The sequence below is a fragment of the Micromonospora sp. B006 genome (assembly GCF_003408515.1).
Lineage (GTDB): Bacteria > Actinomycetota > Actinomycetes > Mycobacteriales > Micromonosporaceae > Micromonospora > Micromonospora echinospora_A.
In genome coordinates, this window is sequence record NZ_CP030865.1 from 4,860,535 (window position 1) to 4,884,475 (window position 23,941).

General features: G+C 71.9%; 22 protein-coding genes. 11 read left to right on the forward strand and 11 right to left on the reverse strand.

The annotated features are described in order from the left end of the window. Window positions 1-118 precede the first annotated feature (118 nt). On the reverse strand, window positions 119-1,336 hold the full coding sequence (locus tag MicB006_RS21785; protein ID WP_116508571.1) for an NADP-dependent isocitrate dehydrogenase: 1,218 nt from the start codon (window positions 1,334-1,336) through the stop codon (window positions 119-121). Window positions 1,337-1,475: 139 nt separating this feature from the next. Here MicB006_RS21785 and MicB006_RS21790 point away from each other — a divergent pair, with 139 nt between their 5' ends. Further along, window positions 1,476-2,279 (forward strand): MBL fold metallo-hydrolase, encoded by an 804-nt coding sequence (locus MicB006_RS21790; protein WP_116508573.1) that lies wholly within the window; start codon window positions 1,476-1,478, stop codon window positions 2,277-2,279. A 110-nt stretch (window positions 2,280-2,389) separates the two neighbouring features. Here MicB006_RS21790 and mdh read toward each other — a convergent pair whose 3' ends face one another. Further along, window positions 2,390-3,340, reverse strand: coding sequence for a malate dehydrogenase (gene mdh, locus MicB006_RS21795; RefSeq protein ID WP_116508574.1), 951 nt, complete (start codon window positions 3,338-3,340; stop codon window positions 2,390-2,392). Between the two features lie 99 nt (window positions 3,341-3,439). Beyond that, window positions 3,440-4,303 carry a bifunctional methylenetetrahydrofolate dehydrogenase/methenyltetrahydrofolate cyclohydrolase gene (locus tag MicB006_RS21800; RefSeq protein WP_116508576.1) on the reverse strand — a complete coding sequence of 288 codons (864 nt, stop codon included), beginning with the start codon at window positions 4,301-4,303 and terminating at the stop codon, window positions 3,440-3,442. A 390-nt stretch (window positions 4,304-4,693) separates the two neighbouring features. Between MicB006_RS21800 and MicB006_RS21805 the strand changes: the two genes are divergently transcribed. From MicB006_RS21805 to MicB006_RS21825, 5 genes are all read left to right on the forward strand, one after another. Continuing rightward, window positions 4,694-6,292 (forward strand): ABC transporter substrate-binding protein, encoded by a 1,599-nt coding sequence (locus MicB006_RS21805; protein WP_116508577.1) that lies wholly within the window; start codon window positions 4,694-4,696, stop codon window positions 6,290-6,292. An 89-nt stretch (window positions 6,293-6,381) separates the two neighbouring features. Beyond that, window positions 6,382-7,320: an ABC transporter permease gene (locus tag MicB006_RS21810; protein WP_073828848.1), complete on the forward strand. Its 939-nt coding sequence runs from the start codon at window positions 6,382-6,384 to the stop codon at window positions 7,318-7,320. 18 nt (window positions 7,321-7,338) lie between these two features. Then, window positions 7,339-8,295 carry an ABC transporter permease gene (locus MicB006_RS21815; RefSeq protein WP_073828849.1) on the forward strand — a complete coding sequence of 319 codons (957 nt, stop codon included), beginning with the start codon at window positions 7,339-7,341 and terminating at the stop codon, window positions 8,293-8,295. Between the two features lie 7 nt (window positions 8,296-8,302). Continuing rightward, on the forward strand, window positions 8,303-9,340 hold the full coding sequence (locus MicB006_RS21820) for an ABC transporter ATP-binding protein (RefSeq protein ID WP_116508579.1): 1,038 nt from the start codon (window positions 8,303-8,305) through the stop codon (window positions 9,338-9,340). Continuing rightward, entirely contained in the window at window positions 9,324-10,352 is a 1,029-nt protein-coding gene (locus MicB006_RS21825) for an ABC transporter ATP-binding protein (protein ID WP_116508581.1), read from the forward strand. The genes MicB006_RS21820 and MicB006_RS21825 overlap by 17 nt, the downstream gene beginning before the upstream one ends. 205 nt (window positions 10,353-10,557) lie before the next feature. Here MicB006_RS21825 and MicB006_RS21830 read toward each other — a convergent pair whose 3' ends face one another. The 3 genes from MicB006_RS21830 to purN all read right to left on the reverse strand — a co-directional run bounded on the left by MicB006_RS21830 (window position 10,558) and on the right by purN (window position 13,293). After that, window positions 10,558-10,950, reverse strand: a complete 393-nt coding sequence (locus tag MicB006_RS21830; protein WP_116508583.1) for a hypothetical protein — start codon at window positions 10,948-10,950, stop codon at window positions 10,558-10,560. Window positions 10,951-11,101: 151 nt separating this feature from the next. Beyond that, window positions 11,102-12,676, reverse strand: a complete 1,575-nt coding sequence (gene purH, locus MicB006_RS21835; protein WP_116508585.1) for a bifunctional phosphoribosylaminoimidazolecarboxamide formyltransferase/IMP cyclohydrolase — start codon at window positions 12,674-12,676, stop codon at window positions 11,102-11,104. Further along, window positions 12,673-13,293 (reverse strand): phosphoribosylglycinamide formyltransferase, encoded by a 621-nt coding sequence (gene purN, locus MicB006_RS21840; RefSeq protein WP_073828854.1) that lies wholly within the window; start codon window positions 13,291-13,293, stop codon window positions 12,673-12,675. Before purN ends, purH begins: the two co-directional genes overlap by 4 nt. A 180-nt stretch (window positions 13,294-13,473) precedes the next feature. Here purN and MicB006_RS21845 point away from each other — a divergent pair, with 180 nt between their 5' ends. Both MicB006_RS21845 and MicB006_RS21850 read left to right on the forward strand, forming a co-directional pair. Beyond that, the gene (locus tag MicB006_RS21845; RefSeq protein ID WP_073828855.1) at window positions 13,474-13,770 is read left to right on the forward strand and encodes a CD225/dispanin family protein; all 297 of its coding nucleotides are present in this window, start codon (window positions 13,474-13,476) and stop codon (window positions 13,768-13,770) included. Window positions 13,771-13,804: 34 nt separating this feature from the next. Next, the gene (locus MicB006_RS21850; RefSeq protein WP_073828856.1) at window positions 13,805-14,350 is read left to right on the forward strand and encodes a DUF4190 domain-containing protein; all 546 of its coding nucleotides are present in this window, start codon (window positions 13,805-13,807) and stop codon (window positions 14,348-14,350) included. Between the two features lie 77 nt (window positions 14,351-14,427). On the opposite strand, the gene MicB006_RS21855 is transcribed toward MicB006_RS21850, so the two are convergent. Continuing rightward, a complete protein-coding gene (locus tag MicB006_RS21855) occupies window positions 14,428-15,753 on the reverse strand; it encodes a DUF6350 family protein (RefSeq protein ID WP_116508587.1) in 1,326 nt (441 codons plus the stop codon). A 158-nt stretch (window positions 15,754-15,911) separates the two neighbouring features. On the opposite strand from MicB006_RS21855, the gene MicB006_RS21860 reads away from it, so the two are divergent. Beyond that, window positions 15,912-16,181 (forward strand): hypothetical protein, encoded by a 270-nt coding sequence (locus tag MicB006_RS21860; RefSeq protein WP_043328358.1) that lies wholly within the window; start codon window positions 15,912-15,914, stop codon window positions 16,179-16,181. Window positions 16,182-16,239: 58 nt separating this feature from the next. On the opposite strand, the gene sucD is transcribed toward MicB006_RS21860, so the two are convergent. The 3 genes from sucD to MicB006_RS21875 all read right to left on the reverse strand — a co-directional run bounded on the left by sucD (window position 16,240) and on the right by MicB006_RS21875 (window position 19,176). Further along, on the reverse strand, window positions 16,240-17,127 hold the full coding sequence (gene sucD / locus MicB006_RS21865) for a succinate--CoA ligase subunit alpha (RefSeq protein ID WP_073828858.1): 888 nt from the start codon (window positions 17,125-17,127) through the stop codon (window positions 16,240-16,242). Between the two features lie 2 nt (window positions 17,128-17,129). Beyond that, entirely contained in the window at window positions 17,130-18,308 is a 1,179-nt protein-coding gene (gene sucC / locus MicB006_RS21870; protein WP_073828859.1) for an ADP-forming succinate--CoA ligase subunit beta, read from the reverse strand. 463 nt (window positions 18,309-18,771) lie between these two features. Continuing rightward, window positions 18,772-19,176 (reverse strand): cobalamin B12-binding domain-containing protein, encoded by a 405-nt coding sequence (locus tag MicB006_RS21875; RefSeq protein ID WP_073828860.1) that lies wholly within the window; start codon window positions 19,174-19,176, stop codon window positions 18,772-18,774. Window positions 19,177-19,579: 403 nt separating this feature from the next. On the opposite strand from MicB006_RS21875, the gene MicB006_RS21880 reads away from it, so the two are divergent. Continuing rightward, complete coding sequence (locus MicB006_RS21880) at window positions 19,580-20,290, forward strand: M23 family metallopeptidase (protein ID WP_030501513.1); 711 nt, start codon at window positions 19,580-19,582, stop codon at window positions 20,288-20,290. A gap of 259 nt (window positions 20,291-20,549) precedes the next feature. Continuing rightward, window positions 20,550-21,305, forward strand: a complete 756-nt coding sequence (locus MicB006_RS21885) for a M23 family metallopeptidase (protein ID WP_192900118.1) — start codon at window positions 20,550-20,552, stop codon at window positions 21,303-21,305. A 60-nt stretch (window positions 21,306-21,365) separates the two neighbouring features. Here the strand turns inward: MicB006_RS21885 and pcrA are convergent, their stop codons facing one another. After that, complete coding sequence (gene pcrA / locus MicB006_RS21890; protein ID WP_116508591.1) at window positions 21,366-23,759, reverse strand: DNA helicase PcrA; 2,394 nt, start codon at window positions 23,757-23,759, stop codon at window positions 21,366-21,368. Window positions 23,760-23,941: the final 182 nt, after the last annotated feature.

Sequence of the window (23,941 nt, forward strand, 5' to 3'; positions counted from 1 at the left end):
CGTCCACCCTGTCAACGAGAGCGCACCGAGCGAGGTCACGCCGCTCCGACGGCCCTGAGGTGTTAAAAAGGGCCCCTTCTACAACGCGAGGCGTTAAGAAGGGGCCCTTCCTTGCACGTCAGGCGGCGAGCCGGCGCGCCAGGTTCTCGTCGAGCGCGTTCATGAACTCGTCGGTGGTCAGCCACGGGGCGTCCCGCGAGATGAGCAGCGCGAGGTCCTTGGTCATCTGGCCGCCCTCGACGGTGTCCACGATGACCTTCTCCAGCGTGTTCGCGAACTCGGTGACCGCCGGGGTGTCGTCCAGCTTGCCCCGGTGGGCCAGGCCCCGGGTCCAGGCGTAGATCGAGGCGATCGGGTTGGTCGAGGTCTTCTCGCCCTTCTGGTACTGCCGGTAGTGCCGGGTGACGGTGCCGTGGGCGGCCTCGGCCTCGACGGTGCGGCCGTCCGGGGAGAGCAGCACCGAGGTCATCAGGCCGAGCGAGCCGAAGCCCTGCGCCACGGTGTCGGACTGCACGTCACCGTCGTAGTTCTTGCAGGCCCAGACGTACCCGCCCTCCCACTTGAGCGCGGCGGCGACCATGTCGTCGATCAGCCGGTGCTCGTAGGTGAGGCCGGCGGCCTCGAACTCGGCCTTGAACTCGTTCTCGAACACCTCGGCGAAGATGTCCTTGAACCGGCCGTCGTACGCCTTGAGGATGGTGTTCTTGGTGGACATGTAGACCGGGTAGTTGCGGTCCAGGCCGTACCGGAACGAGGCGCGGGCGAAGTCCCGGATCGACTCGTCGTAGTTGTACATGCCCATGGCGATGCCGCCGCCGGGGAAGTTGGCGACCTCCATCTCCATCGGGGTGCCGCCGTCGGCCGGGGTGTAGGTGATGGTCACCGTGCCCGGGCCGGGGACGACGAAGTCGGTGGCCTTGTACTGGTCGCCGTGCGCGTGCCGGCCGATGATGATCGGCTTGGTCCAGCCCGGGACGAGCCGCGGCACGTTCGACATGATGATCGGCTCGCGGAAGACCACGCCGCCGAGGATGTTGCGGATGGTGCCGTTCGGCGACCGCCACATCTTCTTCAGGCCGAACTCCTCAACCCGGGCCTCGTCCGGGGTGATGGTGGCGCACTTGACGCCGACGCCGTGCTCCTTGATGGCGTTGGCGGCGTCGACCGTGACCTGGTCGTCGGTGGCGTCACGGTGCTGGATCGACAGGTCGTAGTAGTGCAGGTCGACGTCGAGGTAGGGCAGGATCAGCTGCTCCCGGATCTGCTTCCAGATGATCCGGGTCATCTCGTCGCCGTCGATCTCCACGACCGGGTTGTTTACCTTGATCTTCGCCATCGGCCGGCGCTCCTCTCGGGGGACACGTGCTCAAGCAGTACGAGCGTACTGGAAACTGGTCGGCAGTCCCCAGGCGGCCCGGGGTGGACCGCCGGAAAGCGGGCTGCGCCGCACCGCGACCCGCTGGCATCATCGTCCGATGCCGCGCAGCCGCACTCTCGGGTCTATCACGGTCACCGCGCTCTCCGACGGCGAGGGGCCCTTCTTCCAGCCCCGCGGCGAGGCGTTTCCCGGCGCCACGGAGGCGCACTGGCGGGCGGCCGACCGGCTCGATCCGGGCGCGGTGACCGCCGACGGCCGGTGGTGGCTGCGGTTCCGCGCGTTCGCCGTGCGGTCCGGCGACGGTCCGGTCACCCTTGTCGACGCCGGTATCGGTCCGGCCGACTCGCTCGCCGCGAGCTGGGCGCCGGTACCCGGTCGGCTCCCAGCGGAGCTGGCGGCCGCCGGCATCGACCCGGCCGACGTCCGCACGGTGGTCCTCACCCACCTGCACACGGACCACGTGGGCTGGGCCGGCCCGCTCTTCCCGAACGCCGATCACCTGGTCCAGCGCGCCGAGCTGGACGCGCTGGAGCTGTTCCACCCGGAGCTGCCGGCCCGGCTGCTGGGGCCGTTGCGCGCCGCCGGCCGGCTGCGGGTGGTCGACGGCGAGACCACCCTCACCCCGGGGGTACGGCTGCTGCACACGCCCGGGCACACGCCGGGCCACCAGTCGGTGCTCATCGAGGCGGACGACGAGCGCCTCCTGGTCACCGGCGACCTGCTGGTGCACGCGATCCAGCTGGTCGCCCCGGAGCTGGCGTACGCCCACGAGGAGGACCCGGACACGGCCCGCCACTCCCGGCAGCACCTGCTGGCGACCCTCTCCCCCGCGGTCCTGGCCACCCCTCACCTGACCGCGCCCTTCACCCCTCACCCGGTTGATCATGAGGTTGGCGGCTGACTTGCTCCATCTCCGCCGTCAACTTCATGATCGACGGGGAGAACCGGGGGCGGGACAGCAGAAGGCCCGCCGGCGGGAACCGGCGGGCCTTCGACGCGGTGGTACGGGCGTCACATGCTGGCGACGTCGCCCTGCTTGGCGCGGACCGCCTCGGCGGCCTCCTTCAGCGCGGCCAGCTCGTCGGCGTCCAGGTCGGTCTCGACGACCCGCTTCACGCCCTCGGCGCCGATCTCGGCCTCGACGCCCAGGTAGACGCCGGCGATGCCGTACTCGCCGTCGACCCAGGCGCAGACCGGCATGACCTCGCCGGAGTCCTCGGCCACGGCCTTCGCCATCCGGGCCGCGGCGGCGGACGGGGCGTAGTACGCGGAACCGGTCTTGAGCAGCGCGACGACCTCGGCGCCACCGTTGCGGGTCTTGACGACCAGCTCCTCGATCTGCTCGGCCGGCATGACGTCACGCAGCGGCTTGCCGTTCACGGTGCTCTTGGACGGCACCGGGACCATGGTGTCGCCGTGCGAGCCGAGCGTCAGGGTCCGTACCGACTTCACCGGTACGCTCAGCGCCTCGGCGACGAAGTTGGTGAAGCGGGCGGTGTCGAGCATGCCGGCCTGGCCGAGCACCCGGTTCTTGGGGAACTGGGTGGCGAGCTGGGCCAGCGCGGTCATCTCGTCGAGCGGGTTGGACACCACGATGACGACGGCGTTCGGGGCGTACTTGGCGACGTTCTCGGAGACCTGCCGGACGATCTTGGCGTTGGTCTCCAGCAGGTCCATCCGGCTCATGCCCGGCTTGCGCGGCAGGCCGGCGGTGATGACGACGACGTCCGAGCCCTCGATGGCGTCGTAGCCCTCGCCGTTCGGGCCGGTGGTGACGCCGACGACCTTGGTCTCGAAGCCCTCGACCGCGCGGGACTGGTTGAGGTCGAGCGCGAGACCCGCCGGCTTGCCCTCCACGATGTCGGTGATCACGACGGTGTCGAAGACGTCGTACTCGGCCAGGCGCTGTGCGGTGGTCGAGCCGTAGAAGCCGGCGCCGACGACAGTGACCTTCTTACCCATGGTCTGTCCCACTCCCTGATACCAGTCGGTTTTCCGGACCGTATCAGCCATCCTGGCACCGATCGGGCCAGGGGCGGACGGTTATGACCTGGGTGGGTGTCAGCCCGCCCGCTCGGCCCGTTCGACCACGTTGGTGAGCAGCATCGCGCGGGTCATCGGGCCGACGCCGCCGGGCATCGGCACCACCTTGCCGGCGACCTCGGTCACCTCCGGGTCGACGTCGCCGGTGTAGCGCCCCTTGCCGTCGTCGCCGATCACGCGGGTGATGCCGACGTCGACCACTGTCGCGCCCGGGTTGACCATGTCGGCGGTGAGCAGGCCCGGCACGCCGGCGGCGACGATGACGACGTCCGCGGCGCGGGTGTGCGCGGCCAGGTCGAGCGTGCCGGTGTGGCAGAGCGTCACTGTGGCGTTCTCGCTGCGCCGGGTCAGCAGCAGGCCCAGCGGGCGGCCGACGGTGTTGCCCCGGCCGACGACGGCCACGTTCGCGCCGCGCAGCGGCACGTCGTGCCGGCGCAGCAGCTCCACGATGCCGCGCGGGGTGCAGGGCAGCGGCGCGTCGTACCCGAGGACGAGCCGGCCCAGGTTGACCGGGTGCAGCCCGTCGGCGTCCTTGTCCGGGTCGATCGACTCCAGCGCGCGCTGGGTGTCGAGGTGCCCGGGGAGCGGGAGCTGGACGATGTAGCCGTGGCAGGCCGGGTCGGCGTTCAGCTCGGCGAGCGCCGTGTCGAGCTGCTCCTGGGTGGCGTCGGCCGGCAACGTGACCCGCAGCGAGGCGATGCCGACCTCGGCGCAGTCGCGGTGCTTGCCGTTGACGTACGCCTGGGAGCCGGGGTCCTCGCCGACCAGCACCGTGCCGAGGCCGGGGGTGATGCCGCGTTCCGCGAGCGCCTTGACCCGGGCTCGTAGCTCGTCCTTGATCTCCGCCGCGGTGGCCTTGCCGTCCAGGATCGTCGCCGTCACGTCGTGATCGTCTCACGGCCGCGGGCGGGCCCGGACGACGACGGCCGACGATCACGCTGCGCAACGTGCCCTAAATCACGGAGAGTGACCAGTCACGGTGATGCACCGGTCCGATCGCACCCGCTCAGGCAGGGACCGGACACCGGTCACGGGCACCCCAGAACCTCCCGGGCGCACTCGGACGGAACACCAACGGTCAAGGAAAGGCCAGGAAGGAGCGGGGTTTAGCACGCTCGAGCGGCAGCGACAAGGCGGGGCGAACACGATCCGTCATCGATCCACCACGGGCCAGTTGTCGATGGGCCGGATCGCGACCTACCGTTACCGCTCGTTGCGCAGAGTCACCCAATGTCGGGACGACCGCGCAGCGTGAGGAGATGAGGAGACCACATGCGTGTTCGTAGGCTCGCGGCCTGGGCCGCGCTCCCGCTCGCGGTGACGCTGGGCCTGACGGCCTGCGGCTCGGGCGGCGGCAGCGGCGGTGCCAGCAACCCCGACGCGGCCGTGCGGATCGAGATCGCCGAGCCGCAGCACCTGGTGCCCACAAACACCAACGAGACGAGCGGCTCCCAGGTCCTGTCGGCCCTGTTCAGCCCGCTCGTCGACTACGACGAGGCGAACAAGCCGCACGAGGTGGCGGCGGACTCGGTGACGACGTCGGACAACAAGGTCTGGACGATCAAGCTGAAGCCCGGCTACACGTTCCACAACGGCGAGAAGGTCACCGCCGACAACTACATTGACGCCTGGAACTACGGCGCGTACGCCCCGAACGGCCAGAACTCCAGCTACTTCTTCGAGAAGGTGGCCGGCTACGACGACCTCCAGGGCGAGACGCCGAAGGCGAAGACGCTCAGCGGCCTGCAGAAGGTCGACGACCTGACCTTCACCGTGACCCTCAGCGAGCCGTACGTGGACTTCAAGTCCATGCTCGGCTACACCGCCTTCTACCCGCTGCCCGAGGCGGCCTTCTCCGCGCCGGGCGTGCTGGCCGAGGGCTACGAGCAGGCCCCGATCGGTCAGGGCCCGTTCAAGATGAAGGGCAGCTGGCAGCACGACGCCAAGGTCGAGGTGGAGCGCTACGACGCCTTCCCGGGCCAGCAGCCCAAGGTCGGCGGCGTCGAGTTCCGCATCTACCAGCAGCCGACCGCCGCGTACGCCGACGTGCTGTCGGACAACCTCGACGTGATCAAGACGATCCCGACCGAGAACCTGTCCACCGCCGCGACGGACCTGGGTGACCGCTACCAGCAGAGCCCCGCCTCGTCGCTGCAGGTGCTGGCCTTCCCGACGTTCCAGGAGGAGTTCAGCAAGCCCGAGGTGCGCAAGGCCATCTCGATGGCGATCGACCGGGACGAGATCACCAAGTCGATCTTCAAGGACTCGCAGCAGCCGGCCCGCTCGTTCGTCTCGCCGGTGGTCGCCGGCTACCGGGAGAACACCATCGGCACCGCCGGCGCGTTCGACCCGGTCAAGGCCAAGGCCGAGTACGAGGCCGCGGGCGGCCCGAAGAAGATCGAGCTGTCCTACAACGGCGACGGCGGTCACAAGGACTGGATCGACGCCACCTGCAACCAGCTCAAGGCCAACCTGGGCGTGGACTGTGTCGGCACCGCCGAGCCGAAGTTCGCGGACCTGCTGACCAAGCTCAAGCAGAAGCAGCCGGTCGGCCTGTTCCGGATGGGCTGGGTCATGGACTACCCGTCCATGGAGAACTACCTCGGCCCGCTGTACAGCAGCACCGGCTCGTCGAACTACTACGGCTACAGCAACCCGGAGTTCGACAAGCTGCTCGCCGAGGGCGCCCGGGCGGCGACCGAGGACGAGGCGATCAAGAAGTACCAGGCGGCGGAGGACCTGCTCGCGCAGGACATGCCGGTGATCCCGCTGCGGTACGGGCAGAACAACTTCGGCCACTCGACCAAGGTCAAGAACGTCCACGTGGACCTCTTCGACCGGGTGGACCTGCTGAAGATCGAACTCGCCTGACACCCTGCTGACGGGCCGGGCCACCCCCACCGGGTGGCCCGGCCCTGGCATTGGCACGCATTTCACCCGTTTTCGGCAGACTTGCCAGCATGCTCCGGTTCATCCTGCGGCGACTGCTCCAGATGGTCCTCGCCTTCTTCGGGACCACTCTGATCGTCTACGCGCTGATGTTCGCCGGGCAGGGCGACCCGATCCAGGCCCTCGCCGGGGAGCGGCCGGTGACCGCCGCGCAGCGGGCCTACCTGACCGAGAAGTACCACCTGGACGCGACGGGTGTCGGCGGCTTCTTCTACCGCTACTTCGACTACCTCGGCGGCCTGGTCCGGGGCGACCTCGGGCAGTCGCTGACCGGGCGGCAGATCAGCGACATCCTCGCCGCCGCCTGGCCGGTCACCCTCAAGCTGGCAGTGATCGCGATGGCGGTCACCGTGATCTTCGGGGTCACCGCCGGCGTGATCGCGGCCATCCGCCGCTCCGGCGTGTTCGACCACGCCACGCTCGTGGTCACGCTGCTGGTGCTCGGCATACCCACCATCGTGCTCGCGCCGCTGGCGCAGTACTTCCTCGGCGTACGGTGGCCGATCTTCCCGCCCACCGCCGGCGCCCAGCCGTCCTTCTACGCGCTGCTGCTACCCGGCATCGTGCTCGGCTCGCTGTCCCTGGCCACCGCGCTGCGGCTGACCCGGACGTCGGTGACCGAGAACCTGCGCGCCGACTACGTCCGCACCGCCCGCTCGAAGGGCCTGCGGCGACGCCGGATCGTCGGCGTGCACGTGCTGCGCAACTCGCTCATCCCGGTGATCACCTTCCTCGGCGTCGAGCTGGGCAACCTGATGGGCGGCGCGATCATCACCGAGGGCGTCTTCAACGTTCCCGGCGTCGGCTTCAACCTGTTCCGCGGCATCCGCACCGAGGACGGCCCGCTCGTGGTCGGCATCGTCAGCGTGCTCGTCGTGGTCTACCTGCTCTCCAACCTGGTGGTGGACGTGCTCTACGCCGTCCTCGACCCGAGGATCCGCTATGAGTGAGCGCAGCGAGGTGCGGCCGTGAGTGACTTCGAGACGGTGGCGGCGACGGAGAACCAGGCGGCGCGGCGCGGCGTCTCCGGCGAACCGGGCACGCCGGGCCGGGCCGGGCGGCCGGACCGGGCCCGCAGTCTGGCCGGGGACGCCTGGCGGGACCTGCGCCGCAACCCGGTCTTCTGGATCAGCCTGCTGCTGGTGGTGCTGGTCGCCGCGATGGCGGTGGCCCCCGGGCTGTTCGCCGCGAACGACCCACGCGACTGCGTGCTATCCCGCCAGCACGCCGGGCCGTCCGGCGGGGCCATCTTCGGGTACGACTTCCAGGGCTGCGACACGTTCGCCCGCGCGGTCTACGGCGCCCGCGCCTCGCTGCTCGTGGGCGCGCTCTCCGCGCTGATCACCGGCGTGATCGCGCTCGTCGTCGGGATGCTCGCCGGCTACTTCGGCGGCTGGGTCGACGCGGTGCTCTCCCGGGTGATCGACATCGTGCTCGGCATTCCCCTGCTGCTGGCCGCGATCGTCCTGCTCAAGCGGGTCAGCACCAGCGGCGACACGGTACGGCTGTTCGCGGTGATCTTCGTGCTGGCGCTGCTCGGGTGGACCACGGCGGCCCGGGTGGTCCGCTCCTCGGTGATCACCGCCCGGGAGCAGGACTACGTGGCAGCCGCCCGGATGCTCGGGGCCGGCAACGGCCGGATCATGTGGCGGCACATCCTGCCGAACGCGCTCGCCCCGGCCATCGTGGTGCTCACCATCGCGCTCGGCTCGTTCATCGCGGCCGAGGCGACGCTGAGCTTCCTCGGCATCGGCCTGAAGGCGCCGACCATCTCCTGGGGCATCGACATCGACGCCGGCCGGGTGCACATGCGGGAGTCGGCGACGCCGCTGATCGTGCCGTCGACGTTCCTCGCCCTGACCGTCCTCGCCTTCATCATGCTCGGCGACGCGATCCGCGACGCCTTCGACCCGAAGCTGCGGTGACTCTCTCATGACGCAGAACGCGGTCCGGCCCACGCCGGCCTCTCCCACCCCGCCGGGCGGGCACCTGCTGGAGGTACGGGACCTGCACGTGGAGTTCCGCACCCGCGAGGGCGTGGCCCGGGTGATCAACGGGGTGACGTACCACCTGGACGCCGGTGAGACGCTCGCCGTGCTCGGCGAGTCCGGCTCCGGCAAGTCCGTCACCGCGCAGGCGATCATGGGCATCCTGGACACTCCGCCCGCGTACGTGCGCGGCGGGCAGATCCTCTACCAGGGGCGGGACCTGCTCACCCGCCCGGAGGAGGAACGCCGGCAGGTGCGCGGCACCGAGATCGCGATGATCTTCCAGGACGCGCTGTCGGCGCTGAACCCGGTCTTCCCGGTCGGCTGGCAGATCGGCGAGTCGCTGCGTGAGCGGGCCGGGATGTCCCGGGCCGACGCGCGTAAGCGCACTGTCGAGCTGATGGACCTGGTCCGGATCCCGGCGGCGGCGAAGCGGCTCGGCGACTACCCGCACCAGTTCTCCGGCGGCATGCGCCAGCGGGTCATGATCGCCATGGCGCTGGCGCTCGACCCGAAGGTGCTTATCGCCGACGAACCGACCACGGCGCTGGACGTCACCGTGCAGGCGCAGATCATGGACCTCCTGGCCGACCTGCGCCGCGACCTCGGCACGGCGCTCATCCTGATCACCCACGACCTGGGTGTGGTCGCCGGCGTGGCCGACCGGATCGCTGTCATGTACGCGGGCCGCATCGTCGAGCACGCCGACGTGCACGCGCTGTACCGGGCGCCCGCCCACCCGTACACGAAGGGGTTGCTGGAGTCGATCCCGCGCCTGGACGTGCGCGGCCAGGCGTTGTCGAGCATCCGCGGGCTGCCGCCGAACCTGATGGCGATCCCGTCCGGCTGCCCGTTCCACCCCCGGTGCCCGTACGTCCAGCAGGTCTGTGTGGACGAGGTGCCGCACGACCTGGTGCTCGGCGACGGCCGGACCAGCGCGTGCCACTTCGCGCAGGAGGTGCACGATGACAGCGCCGGCTGAGCCCGCCAAGGTGCGCGGCGAGACCATCCTCGCCGTCGACGACCTGGTCAAACACTTCCCGATCAGCCAGGGCGTGCTGTTCAAGAAGACCATCGGCCAGGTCAAGGCGGTCGACGGCGTCTCGTTCGAACTGCGGCGCGGCGAGACGCTCGGCGTGGTCGGCGAGTCCGGCTGTGGCAAGTCCACGCTGGCCCGGCTGCTCATGCGGCTGGAGACCCCGACCGCCGGGCGGGCCACGCTGGAGGGACGGGACCTGTTCCGCGCCAAGGGCGCCGAGCTGCGCCGGCTGCGCCGCAACATGCAGATGGTGATGCAGGACCCGTACACCTCGCTGAACCCGCGGATGACAGTCGGCGACATCATCGGCGAGCCGTTCGAGATCCACCCGGAGGTCGCGCCGAAGCGCAGCCGGCGGCAGCGGGTGCAGGAGCTGCTGGACGTGGTCGGGCTCAACCCGGAACACGTCAACCGCTACCCGCACCAGTTCTCCGGCGGTCAGCGGCAGCGCATCGGCATCGCCCGGGCGCTCGCGCTGCGCCCCGAGATCATCGTCTGCGACGAGCCGGTGTCGGCCCTGGACGTCTCCATCCAGGCCCAGGTGATCAACCTGTTGGAGCAGCTCCAGGACGAGTTCGGGCTGTCCTATGTCTTCATCGCCCACGACCTGTCGGTGGTGCGGCACATCTCCGACCGGGTCGCGGTGATGTACCTGGGCCGGATCGTCGAGATCGGCACCGAGGAGCAGATCTACGAGCGGGCCACCCATCCGTACACCCAGGCACTGCTGTCGGCGGTGCCGGTGCCCGACCCGGAGGCCCGCGACCGGCAGACCATCATCCGGCTGAGCGGCGACGTGCCCAGCCCGGCCGAGCCGCCGTCCGGCTGCCACTTCCGGACCCGCTGCTGGAAGGCCGAGGAGGTCTGCGCGGTCCAGGACCCGCAGACCGTGCTCCGGGCCGCCGACCCGCACCCCAGCGCCTGCCACTTCGCCGAGGTCCGCGCCGACGTGTGAGCGCGACGAAGGCCCCGTCCCCCGGAGGAAGAGGGGGCGGGGCCTCCGCTGCGGCGGGTGGGCATGGACCCGGGCGATCCCGGCGGCGTTGAGGCGCGCCGCCGTACGTGATCGGTGTCCCGCGACGGAACCGCCGGGTCGACGCGGCGGTTCGGTGCGGCTCGGGTGAGGTGTCCCGGCGTGCGGGTCCCGGGTCCGGCGCGGCTCAGGCGGCCGGCGGGGCGCGCGCGGCGAGCGGGCCGCGCGGCGGCAGCGGCACGACCGGCGGCCGGGGCGCGGGCACGACGGGCTCCGGGACGGCCGGACCGGCCACGCGCGGGAGCGCGGCCGGGGCCAGGTCGTCCGGTCCGTCGGCGTAACCGAGGCCGCCGCCGTGGTCGTGCCAGGGGCCGGCGGCAAGCTCCGACCAGGACCGTTCGGGGTACGCGGCACGCAGCGCGGCCGGGCTCGTTCCGCTCGCCGAGGCGGCGGATGCGCCGAGCGCTTCGACGATCGCGGCGGCCGGTGCGGTGACGGCGGGTGCGGCGGCCGATCCCAGCCCGGCCAGGACGAACGCCAGCGTGACGACGACGGCGGTCAACCGGTCGCGAACGCGCATGGCACACCTGCCGGTCTCACGGGCGGCGGAGACGGTCGATCGTCGCCGCGCACACGCTAGCAACCGGTTCCGGCGGCGGGCAACGGCGCGACGTCCGGGTGCGTCCGCCGTGTGGACGACAGGCGCACCCGGACGGGTCGGGCCGGACTCGTCAGTGGAAGAAGTGCCGGGTCCCGGTGAGGTACATGGTGACGCCGGCCGCCTTGCAGGCCGCGATGGTCTCCTCGTCCCGGATCGAACCGCCCGGCTGGACGATCGCCCGCACCCCGGCGTCGATGAGGATCTGCGGGCCGTCGGCGAACGGGAAGAACGCGTCCGAGGCGCAGACCGAGCCGCGGGCCCGCTCGTCACCGGCCCGGCTGACGGCCAGCCGCGCCGAGTCCACCCGGTTGACCTGACCCATGCCGACGCCGACGGTGGCGCCGTCGCGGGCCAGCAGGATGGCGTTGCTCTTGACCGCGCGGACCGCCCGCCAGGCGAACGCGAGATCGCGCAGCGTTGCCTCGTCGGCCGGGTCGCCGGTGGCGAGCGTCCAGCCGGACGGGTCGTCGCCGGGCGCGTCGACGGCGTCCCGCATCTGCACCAGCACGCCGCCGCTGACCTGCCGCCACTCCGCCGGCCGGGTGGCGAAGGCGGGCGCCCGCAGCAGCCGGATGTTCTTCTTGGCCCGCAGCACCTCCAGCGCGCCCTCGTCGAAGCCCGGCGCCACCAGTACCTCGGTGAAGATCTCCGCGACCTGACCGGCCAGCTCCACGCTCACCGGCCGGTTCACCGCGATCACGCCGCCGAACGCGGAGACCGGGTCGCAGGCGTGCGCCTTGCGGTGCGCCTCGGCCACGTCCGCGCCCACAGCGATGCCGCACGGGTTGGCGTGCTTGATGACCGCCACCGCCGGCTGGTCCGGGAAGTCGTTGGCGGCCCGCCAGGCGGCGTCCGCGTCGACGTAGTTGTTGTAGGACATCTCCTTGCCGTGCAGCTGCTCGGCCTGGGCCAGCCCGGCCGGCGCGCCCGGGTCGGTGTAGAGCGCGGCGGCCTGGTGCGGGTTCTCGCCGTACCGCAGCACGGCCTGGCGGCGCAGCGCCAGGCCGGCGAACTGCGGCCAGCCGTCCTCGGCCGGCGCCACAGTGGTGGCGAACCAGTCGGCCACCGCCACGTCGTAGTCGGCGATGTCGCCGAAGGCCCGGGCGGCGAGCGCCCGGCGCTGGGCAACGGTGAAACCGCCGTCGGCCAGCGCGGCCCGCACCGCCGGGTACGCGGCCGGGTCGGTCACCACCGCCACCGAGGCGTGGTTCTTCGCCGCGGCCCGCACCATCGCCGGACCGCCGATGTCGATCTGCTCCACGCACTCGTCGGTGTCGGCGCCGGAGGCGACAGTGGCCTGGAACGGGTAGAGGTTGGAGACCAGCAGGTCGATGCCGCCGATGCCGTGCTCGTCGAGCTGAGCGGCGTGCGCGTCCTTGCGCAGGTCCGCGAGGAGACCACCGTGGATCTTCGGGTGCAGCGTCTTGACCCGCCCGTCGAGGATCTCCGGGAAGCCGGTGACCTGCTCGACCGGCGTGACCGGCACCCCGGCGCCGGAGATCGTCGACGCGGTGCTCCCGGTCGACACGATCTCCACGCCGGCCTCGTGCAGGGCGCGGGCCAGCTCGGCCAGGCCGGTCTTGTCGTAGACGCTGACCAGCGCGCGCCGGATCGGGCGGCGGCCGGCGTCCTCAGTGGCGTTCACGGGATGGTGACCTTTCTTCCGGTGATCGTCCAACCTTCACGGACCAGCCGGCCGACCTGCTCGACGAGCTGGCGCCGCTCGGCGGACTTGATGCGCTCGGTGAGCGTGTCCTCGTCGTCGCCGTCGAGCACCGGCACGGCGACCTGGGCCACGATCGGCCCGGTGTCCATCCCGGCGTCGACGAAGAACAGCGTGGCCCCGGTGACCTTCACGCCGTACGCCAGCGCGTCACGGGGGCCGTGGATGCCGGGGAACGCCGGCAGCAGCGTGTTGTGCGTGTTGAGGTAGCGGTCGCCGAACGCGGCCAGGAACTCCGGCCCGACCAGCTTGAGGAACCCGGCGCTGATGACCAGGTCGGGCCGGTGCTCCGCGACCCGCGCCGTGAGCGCCTTGTCCCAGTCGGCGCGGGTGGGGTGGTCCTTGAGTCGCTCGACGAAGGACGGCACGCCGGCGGCGGCGGCCCGGTCCAGGCCGGCGATCCCGTCCCGGTCGGCGCCGACGGCGACGACCCGGGCGCCGTAGCCGGGGTCGGCGGTGGCGTCCAGCAGCGCCTGGAGGTTGCTGCCGGAACCGGAGACGAGGACGACGAGGCGGGCGACGGACGCGGGCTCGGTCACGCGGCAACCCTATCGGGCAGGTCAGGCGCTCTGGCCACGGGGCGGCGGGCCGGTCGCGTCACCTCGGGGATGGCGTGCTCGCGGTACGCTGCCGGTCGCCCGGTGTCCGGTCTCTCCCCCGGCCCGCACCCCCACGAAGAAAACCGGCACCCGCGTGCCGCCGGACCGAGGAGTACTCGCATGCAGCCCGGATACCCCCCGCAGCAGCCGCAGCAGATCGACAACAACATGACGATGTCCATCGTCGCGATCTTCCTGTTCTGGCCGCTCGCGATCCCGGCCATCATCAACGCGTCGAAGGTCAACCCGCTGATCCAGCAGGGTGACTACGCCGGCGCCCAGGCCGCCGCCGCCGAGTCCAAGAAGTGGTCCAAGTGGGCCCTCATCGCCGGCCTGGTCTGGCTCGGCATCATCGTGGTGATGTGTTGCCTCTTCGGCGGCCTGGCTGGCCTCGCCGGCAGCAGCGGCACCAACTGACGCACAACCGAACCGAACTGAGGAGCACCCAGACATGCAGCCCGGTTACCCCGGACAGGACCCGTACGGCCAGCAGCCGAACCAGGACCCGACCGCTCAGCCGAACGACCCGTACGCCCAGCCGCCGCAGGCCCCGCAGTACGGCCAGCAGCCGCAGTACGGCCAGCAGCCGACCTCGGGCCAGCCGTACGGCCAGCCCACCTCGGGTCAGCCCGCCTACGGCCAGGACCCGTACGCCCAGCAGCAGCAGCCGTACGGCGCGGCGCCGCAGTACCCGGCCGCCGGTTACCCGACCGGCCCGGCTCCGGGTCAGGGCCAGAGCAACACCATGGGCCTCGCCGGCATGATCGTCGGCATCGCCTCGATCGTGCTGGGCCTGTGCTGCCCGCTGCTGGGTGTCCCGGCCGGCATCGTGGCGGTCGTCCTCGGCGTGCTCGGCCAGAAGAAGGTCCAGGCGGGCGAGGCCAACAACGCCGGCCAGGCGCGGGCCGCCCTGATCTGCGGCGCCGTCGGCGTGGTCGTCGGCATCATCAGCGCCATCGCCGGCGCTGCGATCAACATGAACAACTTCGGCGCCTGACCGTCGTTCGAACGAGGGGCGTCCGGCGACCGCCGGGCGCCCCTCGCGCGTCTCTCCCCGGCGCGGCGCCGGACGGGTCAGCGCGGAGCCGGGGTGGCGCGAGGCGGGGGCGTCGGACGCGCCGGGCGGGTCAGGGTGCGGGTGGCGGCCGCGCCGAGTACCGCGCCCACCGCGATCACCAGGGTGGCCACCACTGCCACCGGCCAGGGTGACGGACCGACCTCGGCCAGCCGGCCGCCGCCGAGCGGCCCGCCGGACGCCGCCGCGACCAGCCCCAGCAGCGCGCCGGCGACCGGTCCGGCGAGCGCGGCCGGCCCGAGCAGCGCCGGCCAGCCCACAGCGGCCCGTTCCTCGGCGGCGGCCCGGATCAGCCGCCGGGCCAGCAGCCAGCCGGCCGCCATCGCGGCCAGCACCGGCACCGCGAGCAGCGCGGCGCCGAGCCCGTCCATCGGCCCGCGCGGCAGGCCGGCCAGCAGCGGTACGGCCGGCAACGCGCCGACCGACACCTCACTCGTGCGGACGGCGGTGTCGGTGCCGACGGCGAACCCGGGACCGAGCAGGTAGGCGGCCGACCAGGCGATGGCGTTCGGCGCGTACGCGAGGCTGACCAGGGTGATGCCGGCCTGACCGGCCACCCCGGTCCGGTAGGCGCCGATCATGTCGGCCGCGTCGCCGCCGCCGGTGGCCACCGCCAGTCCGGCCGCGCCCGCGCCCGCGCCGAGCAGCAGCAGCGCCGCGACCAGCCCGGTACGCAGGCCGTCGCGCAGCGGCGGTGGGCAGCGGGCGGTCAGCAGCGCCCAGACGCCTGTGGTGCGCAGCGCCCCGACCAGGGCGGCCGGTACGCCGAACGCGGCGAACATGAGCGCGGCGGTGACCGGGGAGACCCGCAGGCCGCCCGCGTCGACGGCGAACGCGGCGAGCGCGCCGATCAGCGCGTACCCGATCCCGACGGCGACCGCCACGGTGAGCGCCTGGCGGGGCGAGCCGGCTCCCCGCGCGCCGACGGCCCGGCTGACGTGCACCCCGGCGCGGGTGAGCCGCCAGACGGCGAGCGCGCTCAGCGCGAGCGGGATCAGGCCCAGCGGCCCGGCGGTGGTCTGCAACGGCACGCCGTGCCCGAGCAGCCAGCCGGCCAGGCCGGCGCGCAGCGCCCCGCCGAGCGAGCCGGCGTCCTCGCTGAGCTGGGCCAGGCCCAGCACGACGGAGACCGGCAGCCAGGAGGTCAGCGCCGCCCAGAGCGCGGCCACCCCGGCCGCGACGGGCAGTGGCGCCCGGCTGCGCGGCTCCTCGCCCGAGCGCGGCGCGGGCACCCGGGCGGCCGGGCGGGCACGGCCGGGCGGCCGGGCGCCGGCGGGGGGACCGGTGGCCGGACGGCGGGGCTGGTCAGGGGTGACGCGTGACATCGTGTCTACTCTGGCACGCCGCGCGGAGGACGGCAGTCCGATACCCGGTCGGCAGCGTGGCGAGTTCGCCGAACCCCGGTCCCACGGCGGTGATCCGGTCTAGCCTCGGCCTCAGACGCGACCGTTCCCGTCGCGGTGCCGACCGCTCGGAGGAAGCCGTGCACGCTCCGTATCCGCCACCCCCGCCGCCACCGGCCGTCGGCCGGGACCGGACCACGCTCTGGGGCGTCCTCGGCATCGTCTTCGGCCTGTTCTGCTGCGGGATCCTGGGCATCGTCTTCGGCGCGCTGTCGATCCGCGACGCCCGGCGCAACGGCAAGTCGCAGCTGCTCGGCTGGCTGGCCATCGCGTTCGGTGTGATCAACATCGTCGCCAGCGCCATCGTGCGGGCCCGGGGCAACTCGTACTACCCGTACTGGTACCGCTGAACGCGAGGGGGCCGACCGGTTCCCCGGTCGACCCCCTCGGCACGCGTCGTACGGCCGCTCAGCGGCCGGACATGAGCTCCCGCATCAGGTTGGCGGTCTCGGTCGGGGTCTTGCCGACCTTGACACCCACCGCCTCCAGCGCGGCCTTCTTGGCGTCGGCGGTGCCCGCCGAGCCCGAGATGATCGCGCCGGCGTGACCCATGGTCTTGCCGGGCGGGGCGGTGAAGCCGGCGATGTAGCCGACCACCGGCTTGGTGACGTTGGCCTTGATGAACTCGGCCGCCCGCTCCTCGGCGTCGCCGCCGATCTCACCGATCATGACGATCGCGTCGGTCTCCGGGTCCGCCTCGAAGGCGGCCAGGGCGTCGATGTGGGTGGTGCCGATGATCGGGTCACCGCCGATGCCGACGCAGGTGGAGAAGCCGATGTCGCGCAGCTCGTACATCATCTGGTAGGTCAGCGTGCCGCTCTTGCTGACCAGGCCGATGCGGCCGGAGCCGGTGATGTCGGCCGGGATGATGCCGGCGTTGGACGCGCCCGGCGAGGCGATGCCCGGGCAGTTCGGGCCGATGATCCGGGTGCGCTCGCCCTTGGACTTGTTGTACGCCCAGAACGCTGCGGTGTCGTGCACCGGCACGCCCTCGGTGATCACCACGGCCAGGTCGATGCCGGCGTCGATCGCCTCGACCACAGCGGCCTTGGTGAACTGCGGCGGCACGAAGATGACTGTGACGTCCGCGCCGGTGTCCTTCATCGCGTCCGCGACGGAGGCGAAGACCGGCAGCTCGGTGCCGTCGAAGTCGACAGTGGTGCCGGCCTTGCGCGGGTTCACGCCGCCGACCACGTTGGTGCCGGCGGCGAGCATCCGCCGGGTGTGCTTGGAACCCTCGGAACCGGTCATCCCCTGCACGATGACCTTGGAGTCCTTGGTCAGCCAGATAGCCATTGTCAGACCCCCGCAGCTGCCAGCTCGGCGGCCCGCTCGGCCGCGCCGTCCATGGTGTCGACCCGCTGGATCAGCGGGTTGGCCGCGCCGTCGAGGATCGCCCGACCGGCCTCGGCGTTGTTGCCGTCGAGGCGGACGACGAGCGGCTTGGTGGCCTTCTCGCCGCGCTGCTCCAGCAGCGCCAGCGCCTGCACGATGCCGTTGGCGACCGCGTCGCAGGCGGTGATGCCGCCGAAGACGTTGACGAAGACGCTCTTGACCGACGGGTCGGACAGGACGATCTCCAGGCCGTTCGCCATCACCTCGGCGCTCGCGCCGCCGCCGATGTCGAGGAAGTTGGCCGGCTTGACGCCGCCGTGCCGCTCGCCCGCGTACGCGACCACGTCGAGCGTGGACATGACCAGGCCCGCGCCGTTGCCGATGATGCCGACCTCGCCGTCGAGCTTGACGTAGTTGAGGTCCTTGGCCTTGGCGGCCTGCTCCAGCGGGTCCACCGACGCCTGGTCGACCAGGGCCTCGTGGTCCGGGTGCCGGAACGCGGCGTTCTCGTCCAGGGTGACCTTGGCGTCCAGGAGCAGCAGCTTGCCGTCCTTGGTGGTGGCCAGCGGGTTCACCTCGACGAGCGTGGCGTCCTCGGCGACGAACGCCTGCCACAGCTTCACCGCGACGTCGACGACCTGGTCGGCGATCTCGGCCGGGAAGCCGGCCGCGGTGACGATCTCCCGGGCCTTCGCCTCGTCGACGCCGGTGTTGGCGTCGATCGGGGCCTTGACGACCCGCTCCGGGGTCTCGGCCGCCACCTGCTCGATGTCCATACCGCCGGCCACGCTGGCGATGCAGAGGAAGGTGCGGTTCGCCCGGTCGAGCAGGTAAGAGAAGTAGTACTCCTCGGCCACGTCCGCGGTCACGGTGATCATGACCTTGTGGACGGTGTGACCCTTGATGTCCATGCCGAGGATGTCGGTGGCCCGGGCCACCGTCTCCTCCGCGCCCTCGGCCAGCTTCACGCCGCCGGCCTTGCCGCGGCCACCGACCTTCACCTGCGCCTTGACGACCACCCGACCGCCGAGGCGTTCGGCGATCGCGCGGGCCTCCTCCGGGGTAGTGGCGACGCCGCCGGCGAGCACGGGCAAGCCGTGCCGCTCGAACAGGTCCCGCCCCTGGTACTCGTACAGGTCCACGTTTGCGCGTCCCGTCCCGTCTCCGCGGCGCGCCGTCGCGCCGCCACCAGCGTTGGAAAATCAGTTTGACGCCTGTCATCAGAAGAGACAGGCCATTTGCCGCAGCCTAACGAGATGGGAACCGGCGGCAACCGAGCGGGTGCGGGGTGTGCGGTAATGCACAGCCGTCTCCGGCCGGCACCGGTTCCGGGCGGTTCGCCGCCGGGAAGCCGCCGCGACGGGCGGGCGGCACGCGTCGGCGACCGGCGGCGTCAGCCGTCCGGGGGATGTGCCGGACCGGGCGTAACCGCCGGTCGGGGGCGTCGTTGAGTGTGATGTCGGAGCGCTGGTCAAGCGCGACGACGGGAGCGGCCGATGCCCTGTCGGTCGAGGGGTGGCGGCGGGGCATCGTGCATAGAGGGGCCGGGCGTGTGAGGGGTGCGTCCGGCCCCTCCCCCGTGCCCGGAGCCGGAAATGCGGCGGGTCAGCCGACCGGCTGGGCGACGTTCTCCCGCACCCATTCGACGATCGACCCGGTGGTGGCGCCGGGGGTGAAGATCTTCGCGACGCCGAGCCGCTCCAGTTCCGGCAGATCGGCGTCGGGGATGATGCCGCCGCCGAACACCACGATGTCGGTGGCGTCGCGCTCGGCGAGCAGTTCGAGGACACGCTTGAACAGCGTCATGTGCGCGCCGGAGAGCACCGACAGGCCGACCGCGTCCGCGTCCTCCTGGATGGCCGTCTCCACGATCTGCTCGGGCGTCTGGTGCAGGCCGGTGTAGATGACCTCCATGCCCGCGTCACGCAGGGCACGCGCGACGACCTTCGCGCCCCGGTCGTGGCCGTCCAGGCCGGGCTTCGCGACGACGACCCGGATACGAGAGCTCATCTGCGCACACCTTTCACCAGGACACTGACCTGAACGAACGGTAACCCGGCGGAGCGGAGGGCGGAAAGCGGGGCCCGGACCGTCCCACGCACGGGCCACTGCCCCTACCGCTCATGCGCGTACGCGGAAAGCCGGACACCTCCGCCGATCGGTCACTGTCCGCGACGAATGGACAGTCGGAGCCCCACCCGACCGGCGGCACGAGATATGACAAGCCAGGATGGAAACGTACATAAAGAAACGCCAGTTCGGCGCTTCGGCTTGTGACAGGAGTGGCGGTTGGCTAACGTGTCCACGGTTGTCATCAGGTCCACGGACGGGTGACGACGCGACACCGGAGGTTCAACCGAGCTTCACCGAACGGTCCGGAGTCGCATCGGATCCCCGACAACGGAGGGTGTGCGTGCGCCAGCGCCTGTCGTCTGAGCCCGATCGCTATCGCGGCCGCCGCCGCGTGCCCACCCCCCCGCGGAGCCGCTACGCGGCGGTGGTCACCACCGCATTCGTCGGCGCCGGCATCGTCGCCATCGGCGCGAACGCCCTGCCCGACGCCAAGAGCGTCAACCCCTCGGTCCTCGACGAGCTCCGGCAGGCCTCGGTCGCCAGCCAGGACGCCGCGGCCCGTGCCGACAGCGCCGACCGCGCGTCCCGGTCCGACCGCACCGACAGCAAGATCACCGAGCAGGACCCCTGGCTCCTGCCACTGCACGGCTACGACTTCAAGTCCCCCTACGGCGTGCGCTGGGGCAAGCTGCACACCGGCATCGACCTGGTCGCGCCGGAGGGCACGCCCTACAAGGCGGTCCACGCCGGCACGGTCACCAAGGCCGGCTGGTTCGGCGGCTACGGCTACGCGGTGATCGTGAAGCACTCCGACGGCACCGAGGCCATCTACGGCCACTCCTCCGCAGTGTCGGTCAAGGAGGGCCAGGAGGTGAAGGCCGGCGACCAGCTCGGCCTGGTCGGCAACACCGGCCACTCCTACGGCTCCCACCTGCACCTGGAGATCCATGTCAAGGGCCAGCCGCAGGACCCGGTGGCGTTCCTCAAGGAGCGCGGAGTGGACATTCAGCTCGAAATCGAAGCGATCTACGGGGACGTAGCCGCCTCCTGACGCTCAGTACGCCCCGTTACCGCCCGGATCATACGATCCGGGCGGTTTCGTTTGGCCGAAGTCTGCCACGTCACACCTGCCGGTGTGAGCGGGACCACAGCCATCGGTGATCGTCTTCGCCACGGAACCGCCCGTCCGGTCGAGAACCGGGCACGAGGCGACGGCCGGCGCCCCTTGCCCCGGCCACCCGATACCCGCCGCCACCTGCGCCGACACCAGTATTTCGTGGTCACGTGCCCCTCGACTGGTGAAGGATCCCGTGCAGCACAGCAGCCCCACCCCGGACAACGCTCCCGCCCGGCACCGACGCCCGCGCCGCGTCCGGCGCACCGCATACGTGGTCACCGGCGCGGTGGCCCTGCTCGGCCTCGGCATCGGCGGCGTGGTCACCGTCGCCGACCGCTCCGCACCGACGCCCGCCGCCGTCGACCTCGGCGTACAGGCCCGCGTCGAGGACGCGGCCCGCGCCGACCGTTCGGCCCGCGAGCCACTCACCCCGTCCGCCGTCCCGGCCAGCCCGTCGCCGAGCCCGAGCGCGACCACCCCGGCGCCGAAGAAGTCGGCGACCGCGAAACCCAAGCCCAAGCCCAAGAAGACGACAGTGGCGAAGAAGCCGGCCTGGGTCATCCCGATGAAGGGCGCCGGCATCACGTCCTGCTACGGACCCCGCTGGGGCACGCAGCACGCCGGCATCGACTTCGCCATGCCGGCCGGCACCCCGATCCACGCCGCCGCGGCGGGCACCGTGGTCAAGGCCGGCGACGTGGGCGACGGTTACGGCATCTCGGTCTTCATCGACCACCACAACGGCTACCTGACCCACTACGCCCACCAGAGCCGGCTCGCCGTTGCCGTGGGCGACAAGGTCAAGGCCGGTCAGGTCATCGGCTACGAGGGCTCCACCGGCGACTCCACCGGCCCGCACCTGCACTTCGAGGTGCACCAGGGCGCCATGTGGAACCAGATCGACCCGGCGCCGTTCCTGCGCGCGCGGGGCGTCAACGTGGCCTGCTGACCGCGCCACGACAGGAGGAGGGCCCGGTCCGGCCACAAGCCGGACCGGGCCCGCTCACGCTCAGAGCTTGTCGATGGGCGCGTGCCGCAGCACCAGCCACATGGTCTGGTCGCCGAAGTCGATCTGGGCCCGGGCGCCCGGACCGGCTCCCTCCACCGCCAGCACCCGGCCCAGGCCGTACCGCTGGTGGTTGACCCGGTCCCCGGCCGAGACCTTCGGGGCCTGCTTCAGCTCGCTCGCCGTGGACAGGCGGCTGGCGTCCACGCCCAGCCGCTTCGCCAGCTCGGTCGCCTTCGGCGTGCCGCCGGCGAAGCCGCCGCGGCCCAGGCGGTCCGCCCGGCCGCCGACGCCGCCGCCCCCGCCGCCCCACGAGGTGTACGACCCCTCGGTGCGCTCCCAGCGGACCAGCTCCGGCGGCAACTCCTCCAGGAACCGCGACGGCGGGTTGTACGCGGGCGCGCCCCACGCCGACCGGGTGACCGCGCGGGACAGGTAGAGGCGCTGGCGGGCCCGGGTGATGCCGACGTACGCCAGCCGCCGCTCCTCCTCCAGCTCGCGGGTGTCGCCGAGCGACCGCAGGTGCGGGAAGACGCCGTCCTCCAGGCCGGTCAGGAAGACCACCGGGAACTCCAGGCCCTTCGCGGTGTGCAGCGTCATCAGCGTGACCACGCCCTGGTGGTCCGGGTCGTCGGAGGGGATCTGGTCGGCGTCGGCGACGAGCGCCACCTGCTCCAGGAACCCGGCCAGGGTGGCCCGCTCGTCGTCGGCGCCCAGCGCCTCGATCCGTTCGGTGTACTCCCGGGCGACGCTCACCAGCTCCTGGAGGTTGTCCACCCGGCCGGCGTCCTGCGGGTCGAGGCTCTCCTCCAGCTCGGCCAGGTAGCCCGAGCGGGTCAGCACCGCCTCCAGCACCTCCTCCGGCGTGCCGGTGTCGGCCAGTTCCCGCGCCGCGTCGAGCAGCGCGACGAACTCGGCGATGCCGTTCGCGGCCCGGGTGGAGATGCCGGGCGCGTCCTTGGCCCGGCGCAGCGCGGCGCCGAAGGAGATGCGGTCGCGCGCGGCCAGCGCCTCCACGCACGCCTCGGCCCGCTCGCCGATGCCCCGGCGCGGCGTGTTGAGAATCCGCCGCAGGCTGACCGTGTCGTCGTCGTTCACCACCGCGCGCAGGTACGCGAGCGCGTCGCGGACCTCCTTGCGCTCGTAGAAGCGCACCCCGCCGACCACCTTGTAGGGCAGGCCGACCCGGATGAACACCTCCTCGAACACGCGGGACATGGCGTTGGTGCGGTAGAAGACCGCCACGTCGCCCGGGCGGGTGTCGCCGTCGTCGACCAGCCGGTCGATCTCCCGGGCCACCCAGTCCGCCTCGGCGTGCTCGGTGTCGGCGACGTACCCGACGATCTGCTCGCCGGACCCGGCGTCGCTCCACAGCCGCTTCGGCTTGCGGGAGGTGTTGCGGTCGATGACCGCGTTCGCCGCGTTGAGGATGGTCTGGGTCGAGCGGTAGTTCTGCTCCAGCAGGATGGTGCGGGCGTCGGTGAAGTCCCGCTCGAACTCCAGGATGTTGCGGATGGTCGCGCCGCGGAACGCGTAGATCGACTGGTCGGCGTCGCCGACCACGCAGAGTTCGGCCGGCGGGATCCCCTCGGTCCCGGAGACCAACTCCTTGATCAGCACGTACTGGGCGTGGTTGGTGTCCTGGTATTCGTCGACGAGCACGTGCCGGAACCGCCGCCGGTAGCTCTCCGCCACGTGCGGGTGCGACTGGAGCAGGTGCACGGTGGTCATGATCAGGTCGTCGAAGTCCAGCGCGTGGGCCTCGCGCAGCCGCCGCTGGTAGAGCGTGTACGCCTCGGCCAGCGCCCGCTCGTTCGGCCCCTTGGCCCGGCCGGCGAACTCCTCCGGGTCGACCAGCTCGTTCTTCAGGTTCGACACCTGGGCGGCCAGGCCCCGGGCCGGGTAGCGCTTCGGGTCCAGGTCCAGCTCGCGGGCGACCATCTGCATCAGCCGGCGCGAGTCGTCCGCGTCGTAGATCGAGAACGTCGACTTCAGGCCGGCGTGCTCGTGCTCGGCCCGCAGGATGCGTACGCACGCGGAGTGGAACGTCGACACCCACATCATCCGGGCACGCGGGCCGACCAGCGCGGCCACCCGTTCCTTCATCTCACCGGCGGCCTTGTTGGTGAAGGTGATCGCGATGATCTCGCCGGGGTGCACGTCCCGGGCGCCGAGCAGGTAGGCGATCCGGTTGGTCAGCACCCGGGTCTTGCCGGAGCCGGCGCCGGCCACGATGAGCAGCGGGGAGCCGGCGTGGGTCACCGCGTCCCGCTGGGGGCCGTTCAGGCCGTCGAGGAGGGCCTGCGGGTCCGACCCGGCGGCCCCGGGGCGGCGCGGCGGGGTCGGCCGGGACTCCGGCGCGGGCGGGGACGCGGGGATGTCGAAGAGAGGATGCATCGCAGCCCGAGTCTATGCCGCCGGCCGGACACTTCCCCGCCCGCGGCCGGTCGGCGCGCGGCGGCACGTCTCACCTGTTGGTGCGTCTTCTTGCGCGCCCGCCCGGGTGGTCGGCATACTCGACGACGTGTTCGATCAGCGCTTCTACTTTTACTACGGCACCGGGAGTCCGGCAGCCGTGG

What these genes read in the sequence shown, in the direction of transcription:
- MicB006_RS21785 (WP_116508571.1), bottom strand. Translation starts at nt 1,336, where the DNA reads ATGGCGAAGATCAAGGTAAACAACCCGGTCGTGGAGATCGACGGCGAC.
- MicB006_RS21790 (WP_116508573.1), top strand. Translation starts at nt 1,476, where the DNA reads ATGCCGCGCAGCCGCACTCTCGGGTCTATCACGGTCACCGCGCTCTCC.
- mdh (WP_116508574.1), bottom strand. Translation starts at nt 3,340, where the DNA reads ATGGGTAAGAAGGTCACTGTCGTCGGCGCCGGCTTCTACGGCTCGACC.
- MicB006_RS21805 (WP_116508577.1), top strand. Translation starts at nt 4,694, where the DNA reads ATGCGTGTTCGTAGGCTCGCGGCCTGGGCCGCGCTCCCGCTCGCGGTG.
- MicB006_RS21810 (WP_073828848.1), top strand. Translation starts at nt 6,382, where the DNA reads ATGCTCCGGTTCATCCTGCGGCGACTGCTCCAGATGGTCCTCGCCTTC.
- MicB006_RS21820 (WP_116508579.1), top strand. Translation starts at nt 8,303, where the DNA reads ATGACGCAGAACGCGGTCCGGCCCACGCCGGCCTCTCCCACCCCGCCG.
- MicB006_RS21825 (WP_116508581.1), top strand. Translation starts at nt 9,324, where the DNA reads ATGACAGCGCCGGCTGAGCCCGCCAAGGTGCGCGGCGAGACCATCCTC.
- MicB006_RS21830 (WP_116508583.1), bottom strand. Translation starts at nt 10,950, where the DNA reads ATGCGCGTTCGCGACCGGTTGACCGCCGTCGTCGTCACGCTGGCGTTC.
- MicB006_RS21845 (WP_073828855.1), top strand. Translation starts at nt 13,474, where the DNA reads ATGCAGCCCGGATACCCCCCGCAGCAGCCGCAGCAGATCGACAACAAC.
- MicB006_RS21850 (WP_073828856.1), top strand. Translation starts at nt 13,805, where the DNA reads ATGCAGCCCGGTTACCCCGGACAGGACCCGTACGGCCAGCAGCCGAAC.
- MicB006_RS21855 (WP_116508587.1), bottom strand. Translation starts at nt 15,753, where the DNA reads ATGTCACGCGTCACCCCTGACCAGCCCCGCCGTCCGGCCACCGGTCCC.
- sucD (WP_073828858.1), bottom strand. Translation starts at nt 17,127, where the DNA reads ATGGCTATCTGGCTGACCAAGGACTCCAAGGTCATCGTGCAGGGGATG.
- MicB006_RS21875 (WP_073828860.1), bottom strand. Translation starts at nt 19,176, where the DNA reads ATGAGCTCTCGTATCCGGGTCGTCGTCGCGAAGCCCGGCCTGGACGGC.
- pcrA (WP_116508591.1), bottom strand. Translation starts at nt 23,759, where the DNA reads ATGCATCCTCTCTTCGACATCCCCGCGTCCCCGCCCGCGCCGGAGTCC.